The organism is Luteimonas chenhongjianii, from assembly GCF_002327105.1.
GTDB classification, from domain to species: Bacteria; Pseudomonadota; Gammaproteobacteria; order Xanthomonadales; family Xanthomonadaceae; genus Luteimonas; species Luteimonas chenhongjianii.
On sequence record NZ_CP023406.1, the window covers coordinates 1,025,255 to 1,046,316 of the forward strand.

The 21,062-nt window shown below is 67.4% G+C and carries 23 protein-coding genes; 13 read left to right on the forward strand and 10 right to left on the reverse strand.

Features of this window, described 5'->3' with window-relative positions:
* Positions 1-11: 11 nt before the first annotated feature.
* Both CNR27_RS04640 and CNR27_RS04645 read right to left on the reverse strand, forming a co-directional pair.
* On the reverse strand, positions 12-368 hold the full coding sequence (locus CNR27_RS04640; RefSeq protein ID WP_096297148.1) for a hypothetical protein: 357 nt from the start codon (positions 366-368) through the stop codon (positions 12-14).
* A 56-nt stretch (positions 369-424) separates the two neighbouring features.
* On the reverse strand, positions 425-1,846 hold the full coding sequence (locus CNR27_RS04645) for a Do family serine endopeptidase (protein ID WP_096297149.1): 1,422 nt from the start codon (positions 1,844-1,846) through the stop codon (positions 425-427).
* Positions 1,847-2,369: 523 nt separating this feature from the next.
* On the opposite strand from CNR27_RS04645, the gene CNR27_RS04650 reads away from it, so the two are divergent.
* The 6 genes from CNR27_RS04650 to CNR27_RS04670 all read left to right on the forward strand — a co-directional run bounded on the left by CNR27_RS04650 (position 2,370) and on the right by CNR27_RS04670 (position 10,018).
* A complete protein-coding gene (locus CNR27_RS04650; protein ID WP_096297150.1) occupies positions 2,370-4,520 on the forward strand; it encodes an adenosylcobalamin-dependent ribonucleoside-diphosphate reductase in 2,151 nt (716 codons plus the stop codon).
* A 133-nt stretch (positions 4,521-4,653) separates the two neighbouring features.
* Positions 4,654-5,385 carry a histone H1 gene (locus tag CNR27_RS04655; RefSeq protein WP_096297151.1) on the forward strand — a complete coding sequence of 244 codons (732 nt, stop codon included), beginning with the start codon at positions 4,654-4,656 and terminating at the stop codon, positions 5,383-5,385.
* 120 nt (positions 5,386-5,505) lie between these two features.
* Positions 5,506-6,318, forward strand: a complete 813-nt coding sequence (locus tag CNR27_RS04660) for a TSCPD domain-containing protein (RefSeq protein ID WP_096297152.1) — start codon at positions 5,506-5,508, stop codon at positions 6,316-6,318.
* An 18-nt stretch (positions 6,319-6,336) separates the two neighbouring features.
* The gene (locus tag CNR27_RS15200; RefSeq protein WP_157745264.1) at positions 6,337-7,161 is read left to right on the forward strand and encodes a hypothetical protein; all 825 of its coding nucleotides are present in this window, start codon (positions 6,337-6,339) and stop codon (positions 7,159-7,161) included.
* Positions 7,162-7,515: 354 nt separating this feature from the next.
* On the forward strand, positions 7,516-8,418 hold the full coding sequence (locus tag CNR27_RS04665; RefSeq protein WP_096297153.1) for an acyl-CoA dehydrogenase family protein: 903 nt from the start codon (positions 7,516-7,518) through the stop codon (positions 8,416-8,418).
* A complete protein-coding gene (locus CNR27_RS04670; protein ID WP_096297154.1) occupies positions 8,396-10,018 on the forward strand; it encodes an isovaleryl-CoA dehydrogenase in 1,623 nt (540 codons plus the stop codon). The genes CNR27_RS04665 and CNR27_RS04670 overlap by 23 nt, the downstream gene beginning before the upstream one ends.
* Positions 10,019-10,167: 149 nt before the next feature.
* Here the strand turns inward: CNR27_RS04670 and CNR27_RS04675 are convergent, their stop codons facing one another.
* Positions 10,168-10,596, reverse strand: a complete 429-nt coding sequence (locus CNR27_RS04675) for an organic hydroperoxide resistance protein (RefSeq protein ID WP_096297155.1) — start codon at positions 10,594-10,596, stop codon at positions 10,168-10,170.
* 293 nt (positions 10,597-10,889) lie between these two features.
* Between CNR27_RS04675 and CNR27_RS04680 the strand changes: the two genes are divergently transcribed.
* The 3 genes from CNR27_RS04680 (at position 10,890) to CNR27_RS04690 (ending at position 12,695) form a co-directional block, all read left to right on the forward strand.
* Positions 10,890-11,243 carry an FKBP-type peptidyl-prolyl cis-trans isomerase gene (locus CNR27_RS04680; RefSeq protein ID WP_096297156.1) on the forward strand — a complete coding sequence of 118 codons (354 nt, stop codon included), beginning with the start codon at positions 10,890-10,892 and terminating at the stop codon, positions 11,241-11,243.
* Between the two features lie 235 nt (positions 11,244-11,478).
* Positions 11,479-11,922 (forward strand): YybH family protein, encoded by a 444-nt coding sequence (locus CNR27_RS04685; RefSeq protein WP_157745266.1) that lies wholly within the window; start codon positions 11,479-11,481, stop codon positions 11,920-11,922.
* Between the two features lie 257 nt (positions 11,923-12,179).
* Entirely contained in the window at positions 12,180-12,695 is a 516-nt protein-coding gene (locus CNR27_RS04690; protein ID WP_222843133.1) for a GNAT family N-acetyltransferase, read from the forward strand.
* Between the two features lie 32 nt (positions 12,696-12,727).
* On the opposite strand, the gene CNR27_RS04695 is transcribed toward CNR27_RS04690, so the two are convergent.
* Entirely contained in the window at positions 12,728-14,029 is a 1,302-nt protein-coding gene (locus CNR27_RS04695) for a ferredoxin reductase family protein (protein WP_096297159.1), read from the reverse strand.
* Positions 14,030-14,571: 542 nt separating this feature from the next.
* On the opposite strand from CNR27_RS04695, the gene CNR27_RS04700 reads away from it, so the two are divergent.
* The 3 genes from CNR27_RS04700 to CNR27_RS04710 all read left to right on the forward strand — a co-directional run bounded on the left by CNR27_RS04700 (position 14,572) and on the right by CNR27_RS04710 (position 16,264).
* Positions 14,572-14,823, forward strand: a complete 252-nt coding sequence (locus CNR27_RS04700; RefSeq protein WP_096297160.1) for a hypothetical protein — start codon at positions 14,572-14,574, stop codon at positions 14,821-14,823.
* Positions 14,824-15,034: 211 nt separating this feature from the next.
* Positions 15,035-15,520, forward strand: a complete 486-nt coding sequence (locus CNR27_RS15675; RefSeq protein ID WP_245815751.1) for a BON domain-containing protein — start codon at positions 15,035-15,037, stop codon at positions 15,518-15,520.
* 435 nt (positions 15,521-15,955) lie between these two features.
* Positions 15,956-16,264 carry a hypothetical protein gene (locus CNR27_RS04710; RefSeq protein ID WP_096297161.1) on the forward strand — a complete coding sequence of 103 codons (309 nt, stop codon included), beginning with the start codon at positions 15,956-15,958 and terminating at the stop codon, positions 16,262-16,264.
* Positions 16,265-16,425: 161 nt separating this feature from the next.
* On the opposite strand, the gene CNR27_RS04715 is transcribed toward CNR27_RS04710, so the two are convergent.
* From CNR27_RS04715 to CNR27_RS04725, 3 genes are all read right to left on the reverse strand, one after another.
* Positions 16,426-16,677: a hypothetical protein gene (locus CNR27_RS04715; protein ID WP_096297162.1), complete on the reverse strand. Its 252-nt coding sequence runs from the start codon at positions 16,675-16,677 to the stop codon at positions 16,426-16,428.
* Positions 16,677-17,390, reverse strand: coding sequence for a pseudouridine synthase (locus CNR27_RS04720; RefSeq protein ID WP_096297163.1), 714 nt, complete (start codon positions 17,388-17,390; stop codon positions 16,677-16,679). Before CNR27_RS04720 ends, CNR27_RS04715 begins: the two co-directional genes overlap by 1 nt.
* A 246-nt stretch (positions 17,391-17,636) precedes the next feature.
* Positions 17,637-17,846 carry a cold-shock protein gene (locus CNR27_RS04725; RefSeq protein WP_096297164.1) on the reverse strand — a complete coding sequence of 70 codons (210 nt, stop codon included), beginning with the start codon at positions 17,844-17,846 and terminating at the stop codon, positions 17,637-17,639.
* Between the two features lie 468 nt (positions 17,847-18,314).
* Between CNR27_RS04725 and CNR27_RS15205 the strand changes: the two genes are divergently transcribed.
* Positions 18,315-18,458 carry a hypothetical protein gene (locus tag CNR27_RS15205; RefSeq protein WP_157745268.1) on the forward strand — a complete coding sequence of 48 codons (144 nt, stop codon included), beginning with the start codon at positions 18,315-18,317 and terminating at the stop codon, positions 18,456-18,458.
* Positions 18,459-18,543: 85 nt separating this feature from the next.
* Here the strand turns inward: CNR27_RS15205 and CNR27_RS04730 are convergent, their stop codons facing one another.
* The 3 genes from CNR27_RS04730 to CNR27_RS04740 form a co-directional block, all read right to left on the reverse strand.
* A complete protein-coding gene (locus tag CNR27_RS04730) occupies positions 18,544-18,828 on the reverse strand; it encodes a hypothetical protein (protein WP_096297165.1) in 285 nt (94 codons plus the stop codon).
* Positions 18,829-19,359: 531 nt separating this feature from the next.
* Positions 19,360-19,737: a response regulator gene (locus CNR27_RS04735; RefSeq protein WP_096297166.1), complete on the reverse strand. Its 378-nt coding sequence runs from the start codon at positions 19,735-19,737 to the stop codon at positions 19,360-19,362.
* Complete coding sequence (locus tag CNR27_RS04740) at positions 19,734-20,768, reverse strand: HWE histidine kinase domain-containing protein (protein WP_096297167.1); 1,035 nt, start codon at positions 20,766-20,768, stop codon at positions 19,734-19,736. Before CNR27_RS04740 ends, CNR27_RS04735 begins: the two co-directional genes overlap by 4 nt.
* Positions 20,769-21,062: the final 294 nt, after the last annotated feature.

Below are 21,062 nucleotides of genomic sequence, written 5' to 3' on the forward strand. Positions count from 1 at the left end.
GCGCCTGCGACTTACTTGCTGCGCGCGAGCTTGGCGATGATCCAGCCCGCGGCGAACGCGGTGCCGAACGCGGCGATCGGACGCTCGCGGATCAGGTCGGCAGCGCTTTCGACCAGGTCACGGCCCTTGTCCAGCAGCACGTCGTACTGTTCCTTCGCTGCGGTGCCGCCTTCCTCGAACGCGGCCACACCGGCCATCGCGGAATCGGCGAGATCGGACTTGACGCTGGCGCGGCCCAGCTTGAGCTCGTCGCCGGCCACCTGGGCGGCGTTCTTGACCGCGGCGCCTGCATCGCGTGCAGCCTGGGCGAGGTGCGAACCTGCCTCGCCAATATGGGTCTTCACCGTGTCGGTCGAAGTGGGGCTCATGAGTGTTGCTCCTGTCGTTGGGCATGGCCGCGAAACGCGCGGCCGGGTGGGTCGGTTCAGCGCATCATCACGTCGGCGATGCGTCCACGGCGTGAAAGGCGCAGGACCAGGTCGGTCGGCCGGTCGGCGAGCGAGTCGCGGAAGCCGGCGAGGTCGCGGAACTGGCCGCTGTTCGCGGCGACGATCAGGTCGCCTTCGCGCAGGCCGTTCTGGTGGGCGCGGCTGCCCGGTTCCACTTTCTCCACCAGTACGCCGCCGACGCGCTGGTTCTGGCGACGCAGTGCTTCGGGCAGGTCGGCGAAGGTCGCGCCGGTCAGGCGGATGTCGACGCTGGCGCCGTCGCGCGGCAATGCGGTCAGCCGCGTTTCCACCTTGAGCGTGCGCCCGTCGCGGAGCACCTCCAGGATCACCGGCGCATCGAGCGCCTGCAGGCCCTGGAAGTTGCGCAGCGCCTCGCTGTCGTCGATGCGCTGCCCGTTCGCCGCCACCACCACGTCGCCGGTGCGCAGGCCCGCTCGCGCGGCCGGCGAGCCGTTGTAGACGCGGGTCACCACTGCGCCACGCGGCGTGTCGAGGCCCAGCCCCTGCGCGATGCGCGCGTCCACGGTCTGCGTATCCATGCCCAGGGTGCCGCGCTGCACGCTGCCGGTCGTCGCCAGCTGGGTCATCACATTGCGGGCCAGGCCGATCGGAATCGCAAAACCCAGCCCGATGTTGCCCGCCATGCTGCCCTGGGTGTTGAAGCTCGCGGTGTTGATGCCGACCAGCTGGCCACGCAGGTTGACCAGCGCGCCGCCCGAGTTGCCCGGATTGATCGATGCGTCGGTCTGGATGAAGTTCTGGTAGCCCACGCCCGGCACGTTGCTGCGGCCGACCGCCGAGACGATGCCCGAGGTCACCGTCTGCCCGAACCCGAACGGGTTGCCCACCGCCACCACGAAATCGCCGACCTGCAGGTTCGCGTCCTGGGCCAGCGGCAGGGCGGTGATGTTGTCGGCGGGAATGCGCATCAGGGCGACGTCGGTGTCGATGTCCGAGCCGATGAACTCCGCCTTGACCGTGCGGCCGTCGGACAGCGTCACCGACACGTCGTCGGCGCCTTCGATCACATGGTGGTTGGTCAGCACATAGCCCTGGGCCGCATCGACGATCACGCCCGAGCCCAGCGATTCGTTGATCCGCTCCTGACTCAGTTCGGGAAACATGCGGCGGAAGAAGGGATCGTTGCCGAACGGGCTCACCCGCACCCGCTGTTTGGTGTGTACCGAGACCACCGACGGCGTCACTGTCTTGAGCATCGGTGCCAGCGACGGCAGCGCCTGTCCGTCGACGGTGGCCGGCAGCGCGGCCATGGGCAGTGCGGCGACGGTCGGCGCCGCGGCGGCGGGTTGCTGCAGGGCGTCGCGGATCGCGGTCGCGGTGAAGCCACCGAACGCGGCGGCGGCGGTCAGGGCGAGGAGGGTGGTCTTGGCGCGCATGTAACGTCCCCTGTCGGCAGTGCGTCATGCTCGACGCCGCAGCGTCGAGGTCGGGTCGACGGCGTGTCGGCGACCGCCGTCGGTCCCGCAGTCTGGCGCAACGCGTTTGAATCGGGCTTGAAAGACGTATTCAGTTTGATCGGACAGTGAGCTGGCCGACAGGTCCGCGCCGACAGCGTGCCGTGGCAGCGGTCACGGGTCGCGGTTGACACCGGTCGGAGTCCGGGCGTAGCTTGATCCCCCGTTGTCGCCCCCTATATCTTGGGTGCACACATCGGGCAGCCCCAACCACTGGGGCTTTCCGCCGCAGACAACGCTTCGCAGCAAGGGGATGGCACGCGATGGGTTTGAAGGCCAGGAATTCCGCAGCCGGCGGGTATCTTCGGCATCGCAGCCATATGTTCACGCACCGATCCGGGCACGCATAACCGCCGCCATCGGATCCGCGCAACGGCGAGCTGCTCGCGCGGCATGGAAATGACAGGTGATCGGCACGCCGGCGCCTCCAAGGAGAACGCAAGAGATGAGTACGGTGCGCCTCGCGGCGGTGAAGCAGGAACCCGGCCCGCAGATCCCGATGCAGCCCGCGTCGGCCGACATCTGGGACAAGAAGTACCGCCTGAAGTCCAAGCAGGGCGTGGCCGTGGATGCCGACATCGACGGCACCTACCAGCGCGTGGCCAGGGCGCTTGCCGAGGCCGAGGCCACTCCCGACAAACAGCGCCACTGGAACGAGCGTTTCCTGTGGGCACTGCGCCGCGGGGCGATTCCCGCAGGCCGCATCACCTCCAACGCCGGTGCGCTGGAACACAAGCCGGCCACCAGCACGATCAACTGCACGGTCTCGGGCACGATCGTCGATTCGATGGATGGCATCCTCGAGAAGGTCCACGAGGCCGGTCTCACCCTCAAGGCCGGCTGCGGCATCGGCTACGAGTTCTCCACGCTGCGGCCGCGCGGCGCGTTCGTCGCCGGCGCCGGCGCCTACACCTCCGGTCCGATGTCCTTCATGGATATCTACGACAAGATGTGTTTCACCGTCAGTTCCGCCGGCGGCCGCCGCGGCGCGCAGATGGGCACCTTCGATGTCAGCCATCCCGACGTGCGCGATTTCATCCGCGCCAAGCGCGAGGACGGCCGGCTGCGCCAGTTCAATCTCTCGCTGCTGATCACCGACGGCTTCATGCAGGCCGTCGAGGACGACGCGGACTGGCCGCTGGTGTTTCCGTTGGCCGAGGCCGAGGCGCACGAAGTGGACCTCGCCGATCCCGACCAGGTGATCTGGCGTGATTGGCCGCAGACGGCGGGCTACGTGAGCCGCGACGACGGCCTCGTCGCCTGCAAGGTCTACGGCAAGGTCCGTGCGCGGCACCTGTGGGACATGATCATGGTCTCGACCTATGACTACGCCGAGCCGGGTTTCATCCTCATCGACCGCGTCAACGAGATGAACAACAACTGGTGGTGCGAGACCATCCGCGCGACCAATCCCTGCGGCGAACAGCCGCTGCCGCCCTACGGCGCCTGCCTCCTCGGCTCGGTCAACCTCACCAAGTTCGTGCGCGAGCCCTTCACCGACGGCGCGTGGTTCGACTGGGAGGAATACAAGGAAGTCGTGCGGGTGTTCACCCGCATGCTCGACAACGTGGTCGAGATCAACGGTCTGCCGCTGCAGAAGCAGCGCGAGGAGATCATGCGCAAGCGCCGCCACGGCATGGGCTTCCTGGGTCTGGGCAGCACCATGACCATGTTGCGCATGCGCTATGGCGAAGCGGACTCCTGCGAGTTCACCGAGCGTGTCGCGCGCGAGATGGCGGTGGCCGGCTGGGAAACAGGCCTGTCGCTGGCGCAGGAGAAGGGTTCGGCGCCGATCATGGAGGAGCGCTTCGTGGTGACCCCGGCGATGCTGCGGCTGCGCCCGGAAATGGCCGCCGACGGCTGGCAGCCGGGGCAGGAGATTCCCGGCAAGGTGCTGCACGCGAAGTACTCGCGCTACATGCAGAAGATCGCCGAGGTCGCGCCCGAACTTGTCGACCAGTTGGCCGAAGCCGGCGCGCGCTTCACCCACCACAGCTCGATCGCGCCCACCGGTACGATCTCGCTGTCGCTGGCCAACAACGCGTCCAACGGCATCGAGCCCTCGTTCGCCCACCACTACAGCCGCAACATCATCCGCGAAGGCAAGAAGTCCAAGGAGAAGGTGGACGTCTTCTCGTTCGAACTGCTGGCCTACCGCGAGCTGGTGAACCCGAAGGCCATGCCGTACTCGGAAGAACCCGATGCACAGCTGCCGGATTACTTCATCGCCGCCGACGACATCACGCCCAAGGCGCATGTCGACGTGCAGGCGGCCGCGCAGAAGTGGGTGGACAGCTCGATCTCCAAGACCGCGAACGTGCCGACGGACTACCCGTACGAGGACTTCAAGGACATCTACCGCTACGCCCACCAGCAGGGCCTCAAGGGCTGCACCACGTTCCGCTTCAACCCTGCCGCGTTCCAGGGTGTTCTGGTCAAGGAAGCGGATCTGGAGAACACCATGTACCGCTTCGAACTCGACGACGGCAGCGTGGTGGAGGTCAAGGGCAACGAACAGATCGAATACGACGGCGAGATGCACACCGCGGCCAACCTGTTCGATGCGCTGAAAGAAGGCTATTACGGCAAGTTCTGAGCGTCCCGGCGCACGGGCATCGGGCCCGTGCGTGCGTGCCTGCGCAGGTGTCCTGTCGCCCAGTGCACAACGCCCGCGATACATTTTTGCCGCGCCGCAAGCAGCGCTTCCATCACTGACGAGGACTTCTGACATGCGCAACGACAAAGGCGTCGCCGATACCCTGGTGAACGCGGCAGGCGATGTGGCCGACAAGGCCAGGGACGTCGTGAAGACGGTCAAGCAGCGCTCGAACGGCGTGGTGCAGTCGGCAAAGCAGCGTGCACAGGTCGCAGAGCAGACCGTGGCCAGCGGCGCAGCCAGGGCCCGCCAGCGCGTGGCCAAGGCGGGCGAAGCGGTGAGCAAGCGCGTCGCCGCGGTGAAGCAGAAGCTCGAGGCGGCGAAAGCCGCCGCGGTCGACGAGATCGCAGCGCTCAAGCGCAAGGGCGCCGGCGCGCGCAGCCCCGGTAAGGTTGCCAAGACCGTAAAGGTCGCCAGGCCTGCGCCCGACGCCGCCGCCCGCAAGACCCTCGCGGTCACCGCGAAGACCCCGACCATGGCCAGGAAGGCCGTGACGCGCCAGAGCAGTGCCGCGAAGGTTGCCGCAAAGAAAGTGGCGAAGAAGGCGGTCACGGCTCCAGTGAAGGCGCCGGTCGCGAAGAAGGCCGCTGCAAAAAGTCCTGCCGGCGAGAGTCCCGCCACCAAGAACACTGCCAGCAAGAGCGCTGCCAGCAAGAGCACCGCCAGCAAGAGTGCCGCCGGCGCACCCGGCACCCGGCAGGCCGCACTTGCGAAGAAGGCCGCAGCCAAGGCGCCCGGCAAGGTCGCCAGGCTCGTGCCCCCGGCCAAGAAGACCGCCGCCAAGCGCGCTGCCGCAAAGCCCTGACCCGACTTCAGCCCTCTCCCTTTGGGAGAGGGGTAGGGGTGAGGGCTGCCCTTTGCCCTGCCCCAACGTTCAACACGCCCACACCAACCAAGCTCGACAACACCCGCCCAGGACCCGCCCATGGCCGTCAAGATCGATCGCAAGATCACCGGATACGCCGTCGTCAAACCCGATGACAAGCCCGTCGAAGGCGCGGCCGTGCCCCGCGAGACCGTGGCGGCGGAACTGCCCAAGGCGGATGTCATCCAGATGCACGAGCGCATCGAGCGCCCGGACGTGCTGATCGGCAGCACCTACAAGATCAAATCCCCGCTGGTCGAGCACGCCATGTACGTGACCATCAACGACATCGTGCTCAATGCCGGCTCCGAGCACGAACAGCGCCGCCCGTTCGAGATCTTCATCAACTCCAAGTCGATGGACCACTTCCAGTGGATCGTCGCGCTCACGCGCATCATGTCCGCCGTGTTCCGCAAGGGCGGCGACGTGACCTTCCTGGTGGAAGAGATGAAGGCCGTGTTCGACCCCAAGGGCGGCTACTTCAAGGCCGGTGGCGTGTACATGCCCTCGCTGGTGGCCGAGCTGGGCTCGATCATCGAGGACCACCTCAAGTCGATCGGCATGATGCACGACCCGGAAATGTCCGATGCCCAGAAGGCCCTGATCGCCGAGAAGCGCAAGCAGTACGAAGAGCGCTCAAAAAAAAACGCTGACGTGAGCTCCCCTTCTCCCGCTCCCGCGGGAGAAGGTGCCCGCAGGGCGGATGAGGGCGCTTCTGCTTCTGCCAGCCACCAGGAAGACATCGAAGTCACCGGCGACGGCACCAGCTTCCCGCCCAGCGCCAGCATGTGCCACAAGTGCAGCACCAAGGCGCTGGTGCTGATGGATGGGTGTGCGACTTGCTTGAACTGTGGGTATAGCAAGTGCGGTTGATCGATTAATCTCGCGGTCATGACTATCCACCACTACACGAGTGTCGAAGCACTCCGATGCATCATCAAATCTAGAAAGTTGCGCTTCACTAGGCTTGATAAATTCGATGATCTGTTGGAGGGGCAGATTCATGCTGGGATTGAGTTTGGGGCCCAGTTCTTTGGAAGTTGCTGGGTCAGAAATCCCGACGAAGACCTAGTTCAGTGGAAGATTTATGGCGATTCTATGAAGGGGGTTCGGATATCACTACCAGACGACCCCTTCAATCAGCACATTCTGGATGGGAAATATGAAGTGCCGGGGACGGCTGCCCACTGGGAATTCGACCGAGTAGCAGCTCCGTTTACTCTTGATGAAATTATTGGGGATGGATACTTCCTATTCCCCACTGTTTTCGTAGAGAATGCCGGTTCATTTCTGAGGGACGTAACTTACGTTGCGGATGTGGGTCAGGCGTACCGCGAGCGAATCTCAGCAGCCGAGGGGACAGTAACGATTAATGGCGGCGCGTCCGATTTGGCATACATCAAATGGGATCGATGGGCATTTCAGAAGGAATGTCGCTTTGTTCTCCAAGCTTTTCGGGGAGTCCCCGGCGGCAAGAAAAATGAGCGCTTCGGTGATGAGTATTTGAGAATGGTCCGGGGCGGATCGATTTTCAAACAAGGGCTTGGCACTGAATATCTTTACCTTCGATTACGTGATGACGCCATTAGGCAACTAGTGGTAACACTAGGGCCGACGGCTAGTGACGGTGATAAGGAGGGAGTTAGGGCTTTTTTGGCCGCACATGCACCTGATGTTCGCGTTATGGAAAGTTGTTTTCTTGGTGCTGTTCGTTAATTATAAAAATGCAGCCAGCGTAGTCTGGATAAGCGAAGCGCATCCGGAAACGATAGCGGGGTCAGGTTCACTTTTCGAGGCGAGCTGGCGGGGGCTAACGGTGTTAGGTCCGCTTATGGACGTGGTAATTGGCGGCTTGCAACACAAGGAAGGTTTGAGAGCTGCGAGAGAACGGGGGCAGGTGTGCTTTCGAAGGGAGCTGGGCTAATGGTGCCAGGTCCGCTTATTGCCGCCGGATAACGGTGCCGCGTTCACTTCGCGGCGGGATTCCAGGGCTCCGGGCATTCCGGGGCCCTTTTTGTATGCGCGGCCGGCACGGGGTAACGTGCGCGCAGGCCTCCACGGAGCGGCGCGATGCAACCGGTGCGAACGCATGAGGTCGCCAACCAGCCGCCGCCGTTCGGCGCGCGCGACCTGTGGAATGAGGACGCGGGGCTGCGCGAAGCGCTGGCGCGCGAGGGCGGTGGTGCGTTCGAGTCAACCGTCGCGGCCTATGGCGCGCGCGCGGGTGGCGAGCTGCTGACGCTGTCGCACGACGCGCATCGCGACCGCCCGCGCCTGCGTACCCACGATGCCGCCGGGCGGCGGATCGACACGGTCGAATTCCATCCCAACTACCACGCGATCATGCGGGCCGCGATCGGGCATGGCGTGGCCGGACTGTCGTGGGCGCGCCCGGTAGCCGGCGCGCATGTCGCGCGCGCGGCGCTGGCCTACCTGCACTATCAGGCCGAACCGGGCAGCAGCTGCCCACTGACCATGACCCATGCGGCGGTGCCCGTGCTCTTGCGCGAGCCGTCGCTGCGCGCCTGGGCCGATGGCGTGGCCGCATGCCGCTACGACCCCCGCGACGTGCCGGCGGCGGACAAGCGAGGCCTAACGCTTGGCATGGGCATGACCGAGAAGCAGGGCGGCAGCGACGTGCGCGCCAACACCACGCGCGCCACGCCACTGCCGGGCGGGGAGGCGTACGAACTGCGCGGGCACAAGTGGTTCTTCTCCGCGCCGATGAGCGACGGCTTCCTGGTGCTGGCGCAGGCCCCCGGCGGACTGACCTGCCTGCTGCTGCCGCGGCGCCCGGCAGAGAACGGGGTCAGGTTCACTTTTCGAGGCACTGATAACGGTGCCAGGTTCACGTATCGGCCAGATTCAGGGCTCCGGGCATTCCGGGGCCCTTTTTGTATGCGCGGCCGGCACGGGGTAACGTGCGCGCAGGCCTCCACGGAGCGGCGCGATGCAACCGGTGCGAACGCATGAGGTCGCCAACCAGCCGCCGCCGTTCGGCGCGCGCGACCTGTGGAATGAGGACGCGGGGCTGCGCGAAGCGCTGGCGCGCGAGGGCGGTGGTGCGTTCGAGTCAACCGTCGCGGCCTATGGCGCGCGCGCGGGTGGCGAGCTGCTGACGCTGTCGCACGAGGCGCATCGCGACCGCCCGCGCCTGCGCACCCACGATGCCGCCGGTCGGCGGATCGATACGGTCGAATTCCATCCCAACTACCACGCGATCATGCAGGCCGCGATCGGGCAGGGCGTGGCCGGGCTGTCGTGGGCGCGCCCGGTAGCCGGCGCGCATGTCTCGCGCGCGGCGCTGGCCTACCTGCACTACCAGGCCGAACCGGGCAGCAGCTGCCCGCTGACCATGACCCATGCGGCGGTGCCCGTACTCTTGCGCGAGCCGTCGATGCGCGCATGGGCCGATGGCGTGGCCGCGTGCCGCTACGACCCCCGCGACGTGCCGGCGGCGGACAAGCGAGGCCTGACGCTTGGCATGGGCATGACCGAGAAGCAGGGCGGCAGCGACGTGCGCGCCAACACCACGCGCGCGACGCCACTGCCCGGCGGGGAGGCGTACGAACTGCGCGGGCACAAGTGGTTCTTCTCCGCGCCGATGAGCGACGGCTTCCTGGTGCTGGCGCAGGCCCCCGGCGGGTTGACCTGCCTGCTGCTGCCGCGGCGCCTGCCCGATGGCGCGCTCAACGGCTTCCGGCTGATGCGGCTCAAGGACAAGCTCGGCGACTGGAGCAACGCCTCCTCCGAGATCGAGTTCGACGCCGCGCTGGCGTGGCGCGTGGGCGAGGAGGGGCGCGGCATCGCCACCATCCTCGGGATGGTGATGCTGACCCGCCTGGACTGCATGCTCGGTTCGGCCGGGCTGATGCGCATGGCGCTGTCGCAGGCGTTGCACCACTGCCGCCACCGGCAGGCCTTTGGCCGGGCGCTGATCGACCAGCCGCTGATGCGCAACGTGCTGGCCGATCTGGCGGTCGAGGCGGAGGCGGCGCTGGCGCTGTCGATGCGCGTGGCCCGCGCGGTGGACGCGTCGCCGCGCGATCCGGCCGAGGCCGCGTTCGCGCGGGTGGCCACGGCAATCGGCAAGTTCTGGATCTGCAAACGCGCGCCGGCCTTCGTCAACGAGGCGCAGGAATGCCTGGGCGGGGCCGGGTATGTCGAGGAATCGCTGCTGCCCCGGCTGTACCGGCAGGCGCCGCTCAATTCGATCTGGGAAGGCAGCGGCAACATCCAGTGCCTGGACGTGCTGCGCGCACTGTCGCGCGAGCCGGCCAGCCTGGCGGCGTTGCAGGAGGAACTGGCGCGTGCCGAAGGCCTGGACGCGGATTACGACCGCGCGCTCGCCCGGCTGCAGGTGGCGCTGGCCCGGAGCCATGACGAATCCCAGGCCCGTGCCCTGGTCATGCGCCTGGCCCTGCAGCTGCAGGCGGCAACGCTGCTGCAGGCCGGTTCCCCCGTGGCGGTGACCTTCTGCCGCAGCCGCCTGCGCGAAGGGCCATCGGCGGTGTACGGCGCGCTGGCCGAGGACACGCCGTTCGCGTCGCTGATCGAGCGCGCCGCCGGCTGACCCGGGCCGCTCCGCGCGACGGACGGGCAGGCACTGTGTCCATCGCGCCGGCGATCGCCTGCGCAATGGCGCCCCCGCGACGAAGCCGGAGGCGCTGGCAGCGTGCGTCCTGCCTCGGGCGCTGGCCGGCGGATGCGCGAAGGCGTGGCTCAGTCGGCGATCGACAGGCTGACGTCGATGTTGCCGCGGGTGGCGTTGGAGTAGGGGCAGACGCGGTGCGCGCGCTCGACGAGCTTCTGCAGCTGGTCGTGGTCCAAACCCGGCGCCGACACGCTGAGCGCGACCTGGATGCCGTAGTGGTCTTTGATCGGGCCGATGCCGACGTGGGCGGTGACGCTGGTCGCGGCGGGCAGGGCGAGTCGCTGGCGTTCGGCCACCAGTTCCATGGAACTGACGAAGCAGGCCGCGTAGCCGGCGGCGAACAGCTGCTCGGGATTGGTGCCGGAGCCCCCCTTCCCGCCGAGGGATTCGGGCATGGACAGCTGCAGGTCGAGTACGCCGTCGTCGGAACGGGTGCGCCCTTCGCGCCCCCCGGTGGACGTGGCGGTCGCGGTGTAGAGAACCTTCTCGATGGACATGGCACGGCTCCTGGGGGCATGGGTGGCCCCGCGATGCGTTTCCGGGGCAGGGCTACTTTGCGCCCGCCCCCTGTTACGCCGGCGATGCGAGGGAAGGGAGAGGCCGGGTCGAAGACGAGCGCGAAGAACGGGGCAGGTCCACTTGCGTGATCAGGCTGCGGGGGCGCGACCCGGTGCGGCGTGCTGCGCAGGCGAGCGGTTCTTCGTGCGGGCCGGAATCCGTTCCCGAATGCCGCACCCCGAGCCGCCCGCTAAACTGCGCGCCCGCTTCCGCATTCGACAAGGATCCCGCCATGCCCGCTATCACCACGCCGTCCGGCCTGCAGTACGAAGACACCGTCGTCGGCACGGGCGCAGAAGCGCAGCCCGGCCGCAACGTGACCGTGCACTACACCGGATGGCTGTACGAGAACGGCGTGCAGGGCGCGAAGTTCGATTCCAGCAAGGACCGCGACGAACCCTTCATCTTTCCGCTCGGCGGCGGCATGGTCATCAAGGGCTGGGACGAAGGCGTGCAGGGCATGAAGGAAGGCGGCCAGCGCACGCTGATCATTCCGGCCAACCTGGGGTACGGCGCACGCGGCGCCGGCGGCGTCATCCCGCCCAATGCCACGCTGAAGTTCGAGGTCGAACTGCTGGGCGCCTGAATCCGGCGGCGGGAAAAGTGTGAGGGACATGTTCACCCAGGGGGTGATGTTCGCTTCTCGGCCGACCCTCCCCTGGCTCCCGGCATGAAGGCGCTGCCGGTCGCGGCGACCGGCAGCGCTGCTTCGCGTGACGGCTTGATGCCAGCGCCGCGCTGATTCGGATTCGCCTGTCGATTCCGGGCGCCCCGGTTCGACGCATGAGGGTGTGCCCGGGTAATGGAGCTGGAGACTGGCCGTGAGCAAAGCAGCCGATATCGAAGCCATCAGGGGTCTGGTTGCGGCGCGGGAGGTGGCCGTCGCCCACTCGGACGACGAGGCTGCCATCGGAGCGTTCTCGCGTGACGTCGTGGTCTACGACCTGCAGCCGCCGCTTGCGTTCGCCGGCGCCGCCGCGCGCGATACCGAGGCCCTGCGTGCCTGGCTGGGCACCTGGAGAGCGCCGGGGCCACGGGTCGAGTTCCACGAGTCGCGGCTCTTGGTCGATGGCGACCTTGGCATCGCGTATGGCTTCAGCCGCCTGCGAGGGGACAAGATCGGGGAGGGTGCGGTCGAACTGTGGTTCCGCACGACCCTGGTGTTCGCGCGTGCCGGCGACGGCTGGATGATCGCGCACGAGCACAACTCCGTGCCGATGGAAATGGACGGGAGCGGCCTTGCTGCCGTGCATTTGAAACCCTGATGACACGCAGGAAAGTCGATCGTCTGCCTGCCCTCGATCTCTGCAGGCCGCGCATTGTTCCGGCCCGCCCGCGGTGTATCGTTCCGGCTCGCTGGCGGTGCGTGGAGGACGTTCTCCTTGCGGAGTGGTCCTGTGCCCGGTCCGCCAGCTCACCTCTCCTTCTCGGGCGGTGCAGGTGCCGCACTTTGATGTGCCGACCTGCGGCGCCTGACAGTTCAGCCGAACCGCTTCGCGGCGCGGCAAGCCAGGTATCGACCGTGACGGATATCCGCATCGCAAGCCGCAGCGACACAGTGCTGCTCCCTGACCTGTGTGAACTCCTCAAGGACGCCGTCGAGGGCGGCGCCTCGGTCGGGTTCATGGCACCGCTCACCGCAGAGGCGGCAGATGCGTATTGGCGCGATGTGCTGGCCTCCATCGGGCAGTCCCTGATGGTCTGGGTTGCCGTCGAGAACGGACGCGCGGTCGGCTCCGTGCAGTTGGCACTTTGCCAGCGCGGAAACGGGCGCCACCGGGGCGAGGTGCAGAAGCTGCTGGTGCTTGGCGCGCATCGTCGAAGAGGCATCGCACAGCGGCTGATGGGCGAACTGGAGGCATCCGCCCGCGCCGCAGGGCGGAGCCTGCTGGTGCTGGACACGCAGAAGGGATCCGCGGCGGAAACGCTTTACCAGACCGCGGGCTGGTCCAGGGCGGGTGAGATCCCGGACTTCGCCCTGGCGCCCTTCGGTGGGCTGCAAGCGACGTCCCTGTACTTCAAACAGCTCACGGCCTGAGGGCTGGCGGGGCGGCGTCCGACAGCTCCGGGTCAACGGAACTCGAACAGCTCGTGGCGCAGGGCGTCGTCGGGGACGCCGGTTTCGCGCATCAGCCTGCGCACCTCGGCCAGCAGGCCCTTCGGACCGCAGGCGCTCACCTGCACGCCAGCGGGTCCGGCCTGCGCGACGATCCGCGCGAAATGCGCGCGGAACGATGGCGTACCGGGGCCGGTGGTGACCTCCACCAGTTCCACCCCGCGACGCGCGGCCAGCGCTGTCAGGTCGAGCCGCTCCGGCAGTTCGCGGCCCGGAGTGATGAAGTTGAACAGCGTCACCGGCGCCTGCGTGGCCGATGCCGGATCTTCCAGCCAGGCCAGGAACGGCGTGATGCCCACGCCGCCTGCGATCCAGATCTCGGTGCGGCCATCGGGCCTGCGCGAGAAGCGGCCGAAGGATGCGTAGACATCGGCCACCACGCCCGGCTGGAGCTCCTTCACCAGGCGCGCGGTGTAGTCGCCCAGCGCGCGCACCATGAAGGCGATGCGGCCGTCGGCGCCGCCGGCGCTGGCGATCGTGTAGGGATGCGGCTCGCGCAGCCCCTCGCGCTTGAACGAGACGAATGCGAACTGGCCGGGTTCGAACGCGATCGCCCGGCCCTCCGGCAGCAGCTCCAGATAGGCGGAGGTCGCGTTGGTCGATACCGACTCCACCCGGTACTCGGCATGCCGCGCCAGCAGCGGGTAGAGCAGCAGCTTGTACGCCGCCGCCACCACGCCGAGCAACGAGAGCAGCGCCAGCCACAGCCCGGCCGGGCTGCCGAGCGCGATCGGCGAGCGGAAGCTCAGCCAGTGCAGCACCACCAGCAGAAACAGCGGTCCCGACAGCTTGTGCCACCAGCGCCACACGCGGTACGGGATGGCGCGGTTGAGCGCCAGCAGCACGATCACCATCACCGCGACGAAACTCAGTTGTCGCACCAGCCGGGCGGCGCCGCCGGGCAACTGCACGATCGCAGCCACCTGCCAGGACGGATCGCCGCTCTTGAGCACCAGGTGCACGCTCGCGAACACCAGCGCCCACACCCCAAGCCATTTGTGTACCGCATAGACCCGGTCGAGGCCGCCGAAGGCCGACTCCACCCACGACCAGCGCGCCGACAGCACCGCTGCCGCGCCCATCAGCGCGGTCGCCGCAATCCCCGAGCCAAGTGCGAAGGTGCCCAGGACCCAGCGTCCCTGCGGCGCCAGGCTCAGCAACAGCGAGCCGAAACTGGCCACCACGAGCAGGAGGATCACACCGGAGGCCGTGAGCCGGCCCTCGTGCAGCGTGGACGTCCGCGGAGCGGTGTTCATGCGGTGCACCTCGCCGACAGACCGCGATGCGACGCGCAGGCGGTGGGCCGGGCGAACGTAGCAGTGCGCCCGCGCGCAGTGCGTGATGCCGGGCCGGGTTGTGGGCGTGCCGCGGACGATCCCTGCGGGCCGCTTGCAGCGTTGGCGGGGCGTCTGCAGCCAGCGTGTATCTGCCCGGCGAAGCGTTACCCGCAATGCGGGCGATAGAGTCAGGATGTCCCGGTTCGGCGATCCCGCACCTTTCCAGGGCAGGTCATGGGGGTCGCTTCGCATGGAAAAGTCCGTGCGCGGTTCCGGATCCGTTCGACAGGACGAAACCAGGGGCAATGGCCGGTGGCCTGCACTCCGATCCGCGGCGTGCTGTCGGCGCCGTTCGGGGCACAGACAGAACGGGACAACGGTGCCGGATCCGCCTGGCGTGGCCGGCAATGAAGGAATCCGCGCGCTGCCTCCGCGAAGTGGGATCTGACGACGGGAGGCCTCCAGGGTCAGGCCTACACTCCGATCGCACGGGGCCTCGTCGGCGCCATCGGGAGAGCGGGATGAACATGGGCATGGGTGAGGGCTTCGCGGCGCTGGGACTGGTATGGATGCTGTTCGTGGGGCTCCTGGCGATCCTGTGGGTCCTGGTGCCGTTCGCGATCTTCGGCATCAAGCCGCTGCTGCGCGAGCTGATCCGCGAGCAGAAGGCCACGCAGGCCTTGCTCACGACGATCTCCCAGCAGGTCTACCCGCTCTCGGTCGAGGCCAGCAAGCAGCACGGGCCCGCCTTCGAGACCCTGCCGCCGGCGTGACCGGGGGCCGGGGCGACCCGCGCTCGCGCAGTGTTCGGCGGCCAGCGCGGAACCCGGCCGAGCGGCTGGAAGGAGGAGGACGACAGGGTCGACGAGCAGTCCCGCATGCAGTGGAGCCTGCGCGCGTTCATCCGGGAGTCGGGTGGCGCTCACGTCACGTCGGCATCCGGCCGATAACAATCGCCGCACATCCCAGACGCTGGAGCAACAGATGACCATGAAGACGAACCGCATTCCCCTCGCCATTGCGCTGTCCTCCGTCATGGCGTTTGCCGTCGGTTGCTCGAACGACCGCGATGCAGACGGACGTGCCGACACCACGACGACCAGCGATCCCGCCATGCAGACTCCGCCGCCGGTTGGTACGGACACGACGGGTACGGGCACTGCGGGTACTGCGGGTACTGGCGGTGTCATGGATGGCTCGGGCTCGGGCACGGGCATGAACGACGGTATGGATTCGGATCAGCCGGGCACCGATACCTGGATCACCACCAAGGTGAAGTCCTCGCTGCTGGCGGACCCGGACGTCGCCGGTCTCGACATCGAGGTGGACACCGTCAACGGCGTGGTGACGTTGAATGGCGTGGTGGACGAGCAGACCCAGGTCATCGAGGCCACCCGGATTGCGCGCGAGATCGAAGGCGTCACGGACGTCCGCACCGAGGGCCTGACCACCGGCACTGCGAACCAGTGAGCCAACTGCAGGGGCCGGGGATTCCCGGCCCCTGCAGCCGGACGCGACCTGTGCATACCAATGCCGCGCACCTTCGGATGCGCGGCATTTTCATGCGCCGCGTTGGACGGCGCTGCGCGGCCCGGTGAGGTTTCGCTGGGCGCGGCCGTACTGTGGCTGCGAGCGGGTCAGAATCTTTTGGGCATCGGGACGTTGCGGCCCTGGGAGAACTGCCCGATCGGTGGTGGAGTCGCGCGAGCGGATCGGGTGCCGCGACGCCCCTGAGACCCGCGTGCCGCGGCGCGTCAATACGCGTGTTCAGGGTTCATTTGGCCGCAAACGCCGAAAGGCGGACGGGGTGCAAAATGTGCAGCCTCGGTGCCCGGCCCGACGGCGTCGTCGGCGGCCGCGGCGCCCCTATACTGCGCGCCACTCTCCTCCCGCGCGACCCCACAGATGATCGATCCCATTCCACTGGAAGACCTGGCGCTTCTGGACGTACTGCAGCAGGTCAGTCAGGCCAGCGAGGCGCTGTCGGTGGAAACGGAGATCAAGCGGCGGCTGATCGAAGCGGCGCTGATCGAGGATCACGAGGACGGGATCCGGCTGACCCATGCCGGCATCGCACTGTGCAAATCGCTGCAGCACCGCGTCGCCGCGGACAAGCTGGCCGCGGAGATCCTCGAGAAGCGCGAACTCGCAGCCGCAGCGGTCGCTCTGCTGCCCGGCGAGCGGGCGCCCGCCGAGGCGTCGCCGGCCGCATAAGACGGTATGCACCGCTGCGCGATGTCCGCTGGCCGGCGTCTGGCAGCGCATTGAGCGGGTGGGCGTATCGACGGGCTGCACGTCCTCGCGGGTCGCGTGCCTGCGTGCAGGGCGACCGCGAGGCCTCGGGCCGCGTCGATGTGCTTCGTCGCCGGCGCGGCTTACTGCGCGGCTTCGATCGTCTCGTCCAGCCGGTCCGAGCCGACCATGTAGCCTCCAGCCTCCACCGCATCACGCACGTCCAGCAAGGCGATGCCGAGCGCCTCGAGATCCTCCGCCTCGGCCTGGCCGACGATCTCGATGCAGCGGTCATTGAACCAGGTCCAGAACTCGCGGTAGGTCCTGCCCTGCCAGTGTTCGTGGCGGATGCCCTGGTAGAGCTCGCCGACGGCGATGGTGGAATGGTCGCGCATCAGAATTCGGTCTGTCCGGGCAGCATCGCGCGCAGTTCCGCATCGGTGAGGTTACGCCACTGCCCGGGCTTGAGATGGGCCAGCTTGACCGGCCCGATGCGCACGCGGATCAGCTGCTTCACCCGCAGGTTGAAATGCGCGGCCATCAGGCGGATCTGCCGGTTGAGGCCCTGCACCAGGGTGATGCGGAAGCCGAACTTGCCGAGCGGGCTGGTGCGGCAGGGCAGGGTCATCTGCCCGTGCACCGGCACGCCGCGTGCCATGCCGCGCAGGATCTCCTGGCTGACCGCATGGTTCACGGTGACGAGGTATTCCTTCTCCAGCTTGTTCTCGGCGCGGAGGATCGCGTTGACGATGTCGCCGTTGCTGGTCAGCAGGATCAGGCCCTCGGAATCCTTGTCGAGCCGGCCGATCGGGAAGATGCGTTCGCGGTGGTCGACGAAGTCGACGATATTGCCCTTCACCGAGGACTCGGTGGTGCAGGTGATGCCCACCGGCTTGTGCAGCGCGATGTAGACGTGGCGGCGCTTGCCGGGCGCGGCCGAGCGCGTCTGCAGGGTCTGGCCATCGACCAGGACGATGTCGCCTTCGCCCACTTCCGAGCCCACGCGGCCGCGCTGGCCATTGACCGTCACCCGGCCGTCGGCGATCAGGCGATCGGCCTCGCGGCGCGAACAGAAGCCCGTATCGCTGATGTACTTGTTGAGGCGCATGGCCGCGTGCGTTACCGGAAGATCTGCGAGGGCCGGCAGTCTGGCAGATCGCGGGCGCGGGGTCATCGGAACGTCGGCGCGGCGCGGGCATATGCGGAAAGCAGCGGGCCGTGCCGGGATGCATGCGCGCCGCAGGCGCCAGACGGGCGCGCACTGCGATGAATCGCGGCAGCGGGCCCATAAAAAAACCCCGGGCGTCTCCGCCCGGGGTCTTCTTGGCCGCTTGCGCGGCGCAGGTCGAGTGGATTACTCGGCCTGGACTTCTTCAGCCTGCAGGCCCTTCTGGCCCTGCGCGACGACGAACGAGACCTTCTGGCCTTCCTGGAGCGACTTGAAGCCGCTGCCCTGGATCGAACGGAAGTGGACGAACAGGTCATCGCCGCTCTGCGGGGTGATGAAGCCGAAGCCCTTGGCGTCGTTGAACCACTTGACGGTACCGGTCTGACGATTGCTCATGGTGTTACTCCTTGGATCAGTGTTGGGATGCACGGCACCGCAAAACACGGCGCCGGGACTGTATCGAGCAAGGGGTAACGCGAAGCGATGGAGCGGATCGTCTGGAAAGGCCGTTGCCGGCCCTGGAACCTGTGATCAACCGCATCGGAGCCACGATGTACCGTGATCCCGCTTGTACAGTGCAGGCACCTTACATCACTTTTGCGCCGCGCCGTGGAAATTCCTTCATGACGTTCAATGCGTAGACCAGCGGCGGAGCCTCATGGTCGGTCGGCCTGGACACCTCGGGCGGCGCTGTGACCGGCTTTGTGATGCCAGAACGCGGTTGGCCGAGTGGCTGGAAATCGCCGCTCGAAACTGACTGCCCTGTACAGCCTGCGCTCGGGAACGCGCCGGAGAGCGCCATTCTCGACGGGTGCTTGACCCCACACGGCGCAGACTGCGATGCCCACAGCCCCGGCGACATCGATGAGCATTCCCCAGACGCCCGACAGCATTCGCAAGTCCCAGCAGGAGAAGACGCCTGCGCAGAAGCCCGCGGACGAGCAGCCGCGGAAGCTGTCCAACGAGGACGAGGGTGACCGCGCCGACGAGCGACAGGGCGGCCACTGAGCCGATGCGTGAGCAGGCTCAGGCTCGATGCCGGGCACTGAGCGGCGTGCAGCTGGACGGAGCGCGCGGGGACGTTACCGGCCGATCAGCTGCGACCTCCATGACCTGCTGCGACGTGCGGCAACGCGGCGTGTGATCGTTCGTCCGCCTGCAAGTCCGCGAGGCACCGGCGGCGGAATACACCACGATCGAAGCGCGGATTGCGGATGTAGTCGCGCGTCCCGAAGGCGAATACCCGGTACTCGACAGCGGTGGCGTTGCGGGGCTCGACCAGGGCGTCTCCATCGATGGTGTCCGCCGGGCAGACGATCCAGCCTGAGCGTCCGTCGCGCGCCGCTCCATCTGTAACCGCCAGGTGCACTGTCCGCATGGCCGGTCGCGGAGTAGGCGACGGCGCCCCGGAAGATGCCCGCATGCCTTCCCGACACGCCCATCTCGCCGCTGTGCAGCGCTCGCAAAAACCTGTCCTGGTGGTACCTGCCTGTCTGCCCGAACTGCCGCCCCTGCCCGGCGATGCCCTGGGGTGGCGGAACCCGATGGTCCGCGATCACTTCTGCGCAACCAATGGCACACCTGCTTCGATCACCCTGCCGGCTCGTTCGTCCTCTCCTCGGTAACGTAGCTCGACGACGGAAGCTTAGAGCTCCGTTCCGGGGCCGCGCGTGCGCGGGTCGAGGATCCACAGGCCGCATTCGAACTCGCGGCCGGCTGGGCGATGGCGGCCGATGTCGCGGCCCTTCTCGCAGGCTGACAGCTCCTTGCTCGCACCGCGCTGCGCGCCGACGGCATCGTCGGCGTGACAATTCGAATGCGTCGCGAGCGATGCCGTCGCAACAGAAAGCGGAGTGCGAAGCGTGACGGGTGTCGTTGTGGATCAGGGCGCCCAGCGCCAAACAACGACCTAATGGGTCGCCGGTGGCGCCCGTGAACCGCTGTGCTGGAGCGCCTGTTTCAGCGCGTCGGCGCCATATGGCTTCTGCAGCGTGTGAATACTTTTGAGGCGGACGGGCACGCCGGCGGCGCCGTAGCCGCTCATGAAAATGAAGGGAATCCCGCGCTCCAGCAGCGAGTCCGCGATCGGAAAGCTCTGCTCGCCGCCCAGGTTGATGTCCAGGATGGCGAAGTCGATGTCGTGGGTATCGAGAATCGCCAGCGCGCTTGCGACCGTCGAAGCGATTGCCGGCATCGCATAGCCGAGATCCGCGAGAAAATCCTCGAGCAGCATCGCCAGGATGGATTCGTCCTCGACGACGAGGATCTTCGCGTCCGTCGCGATCATTGCGCGCTGCTGTCGAGCGGGACCGTGGCCCGGAATACCAGGCCGTCCGGTGCATAGGTCACTTCGACCTCGCCATCGAGATCGTTGCGCAGGCCGCGCTCGAGCAGGCGTGCGCCGAAGCCTCGCCGCGTCGGGGTTTCGACCGCCGGTCCTCCGGTTTCGTGCCAGACGAGTTCCAGCGCCTCGGCCTCGTCGGTGCGGACGAGTTTCCACTCGATCCGCACCCGCCCGGCACCACGCGACAGCGCGCCGTACTTGGCGGCATTGCTGGCCAGCTCGTGCAGGGCCATCGCCACTGCCAGTGCACGTTTCGGATCGAGCCTGCAGGGTGGGCCATCAAGGAAGAAATGATGCGCGGCCCCGGCCAGGCGGGGGGCGATCGCCCCGGCCACGATGTCGCGGACGTCGGCGCTGCGCCAGTTCTCGCGGGTCAGCACGTCGTGTGCGCGCGACAGCGCGAGCAGACGCGCCTCGATCTTGCAGTTGCCGTCCTCCAGGCTCTCGGCGGTGTCGAGCGTCTGCCGGGTCAGCGACTGCACCGTCGACAGCGTGTTCTTGACCCGGTGGTTGAGTTCATGGACCAGCGACTGCAGGTGTTGTTCATGCATGCGCCGCTCGGTCACATCGCGCGTGGACCCGGCGACGGCTTCGACCTCGCCATCGGTGCCGAGCACCGGCGTGAAAATGTAGTCGTAGATGCGCCTGCCTTTCTCCTGGTGCTCGAACGGCACGTCGCCGCGGACCGGTGCGCGCGTGGCGACGACCCGATCGATCTCCTCGCCATGCATTTCCGCGTGCCAGGGCTCGTAACCGATCTCCAGGCACGTCTTGCCGGCCGCTTGTTCCCAGGTCATGCCCCACATCGTCAGCAGCGCATCGTTCGCATAGACGAAGCGGTGCTGGAGGTCGAAGACACAGAGGAGGTCCGGAGTGGCCTGCAGCAGGGTGTCATAAGCGCGCCATGCCGCAGGGTCACGATGTTGGCCAAACTGCACGGGGCGGACTCGTTGAAAGTTGACCGACTCTAGCATCGGCTCCGATGTCGCCGCGTCACGAAGCGCACAAATAAAGGGCCGCGAAGGTCGCATTGCGCCGGCTGCGTCGCGCGCGCGATGCCTTGGGCCGGGACGCATCATGGAACGCGCAGACGGTCGCGGTCGACGCTGCAGCGGCGAATCCGGCGCGCCACGTACAGCTCAAGCGCTGGGCGCGCGGCACGGTGAGTTGCCGCCGGTGCCGGCCGGACGAGTCGCGAAACCCGCAGGTCGCGCGCGGACGCAGGATCCGCCAGGAGAACACCGCGCCGCAGGGCTGCGTCACGGGCC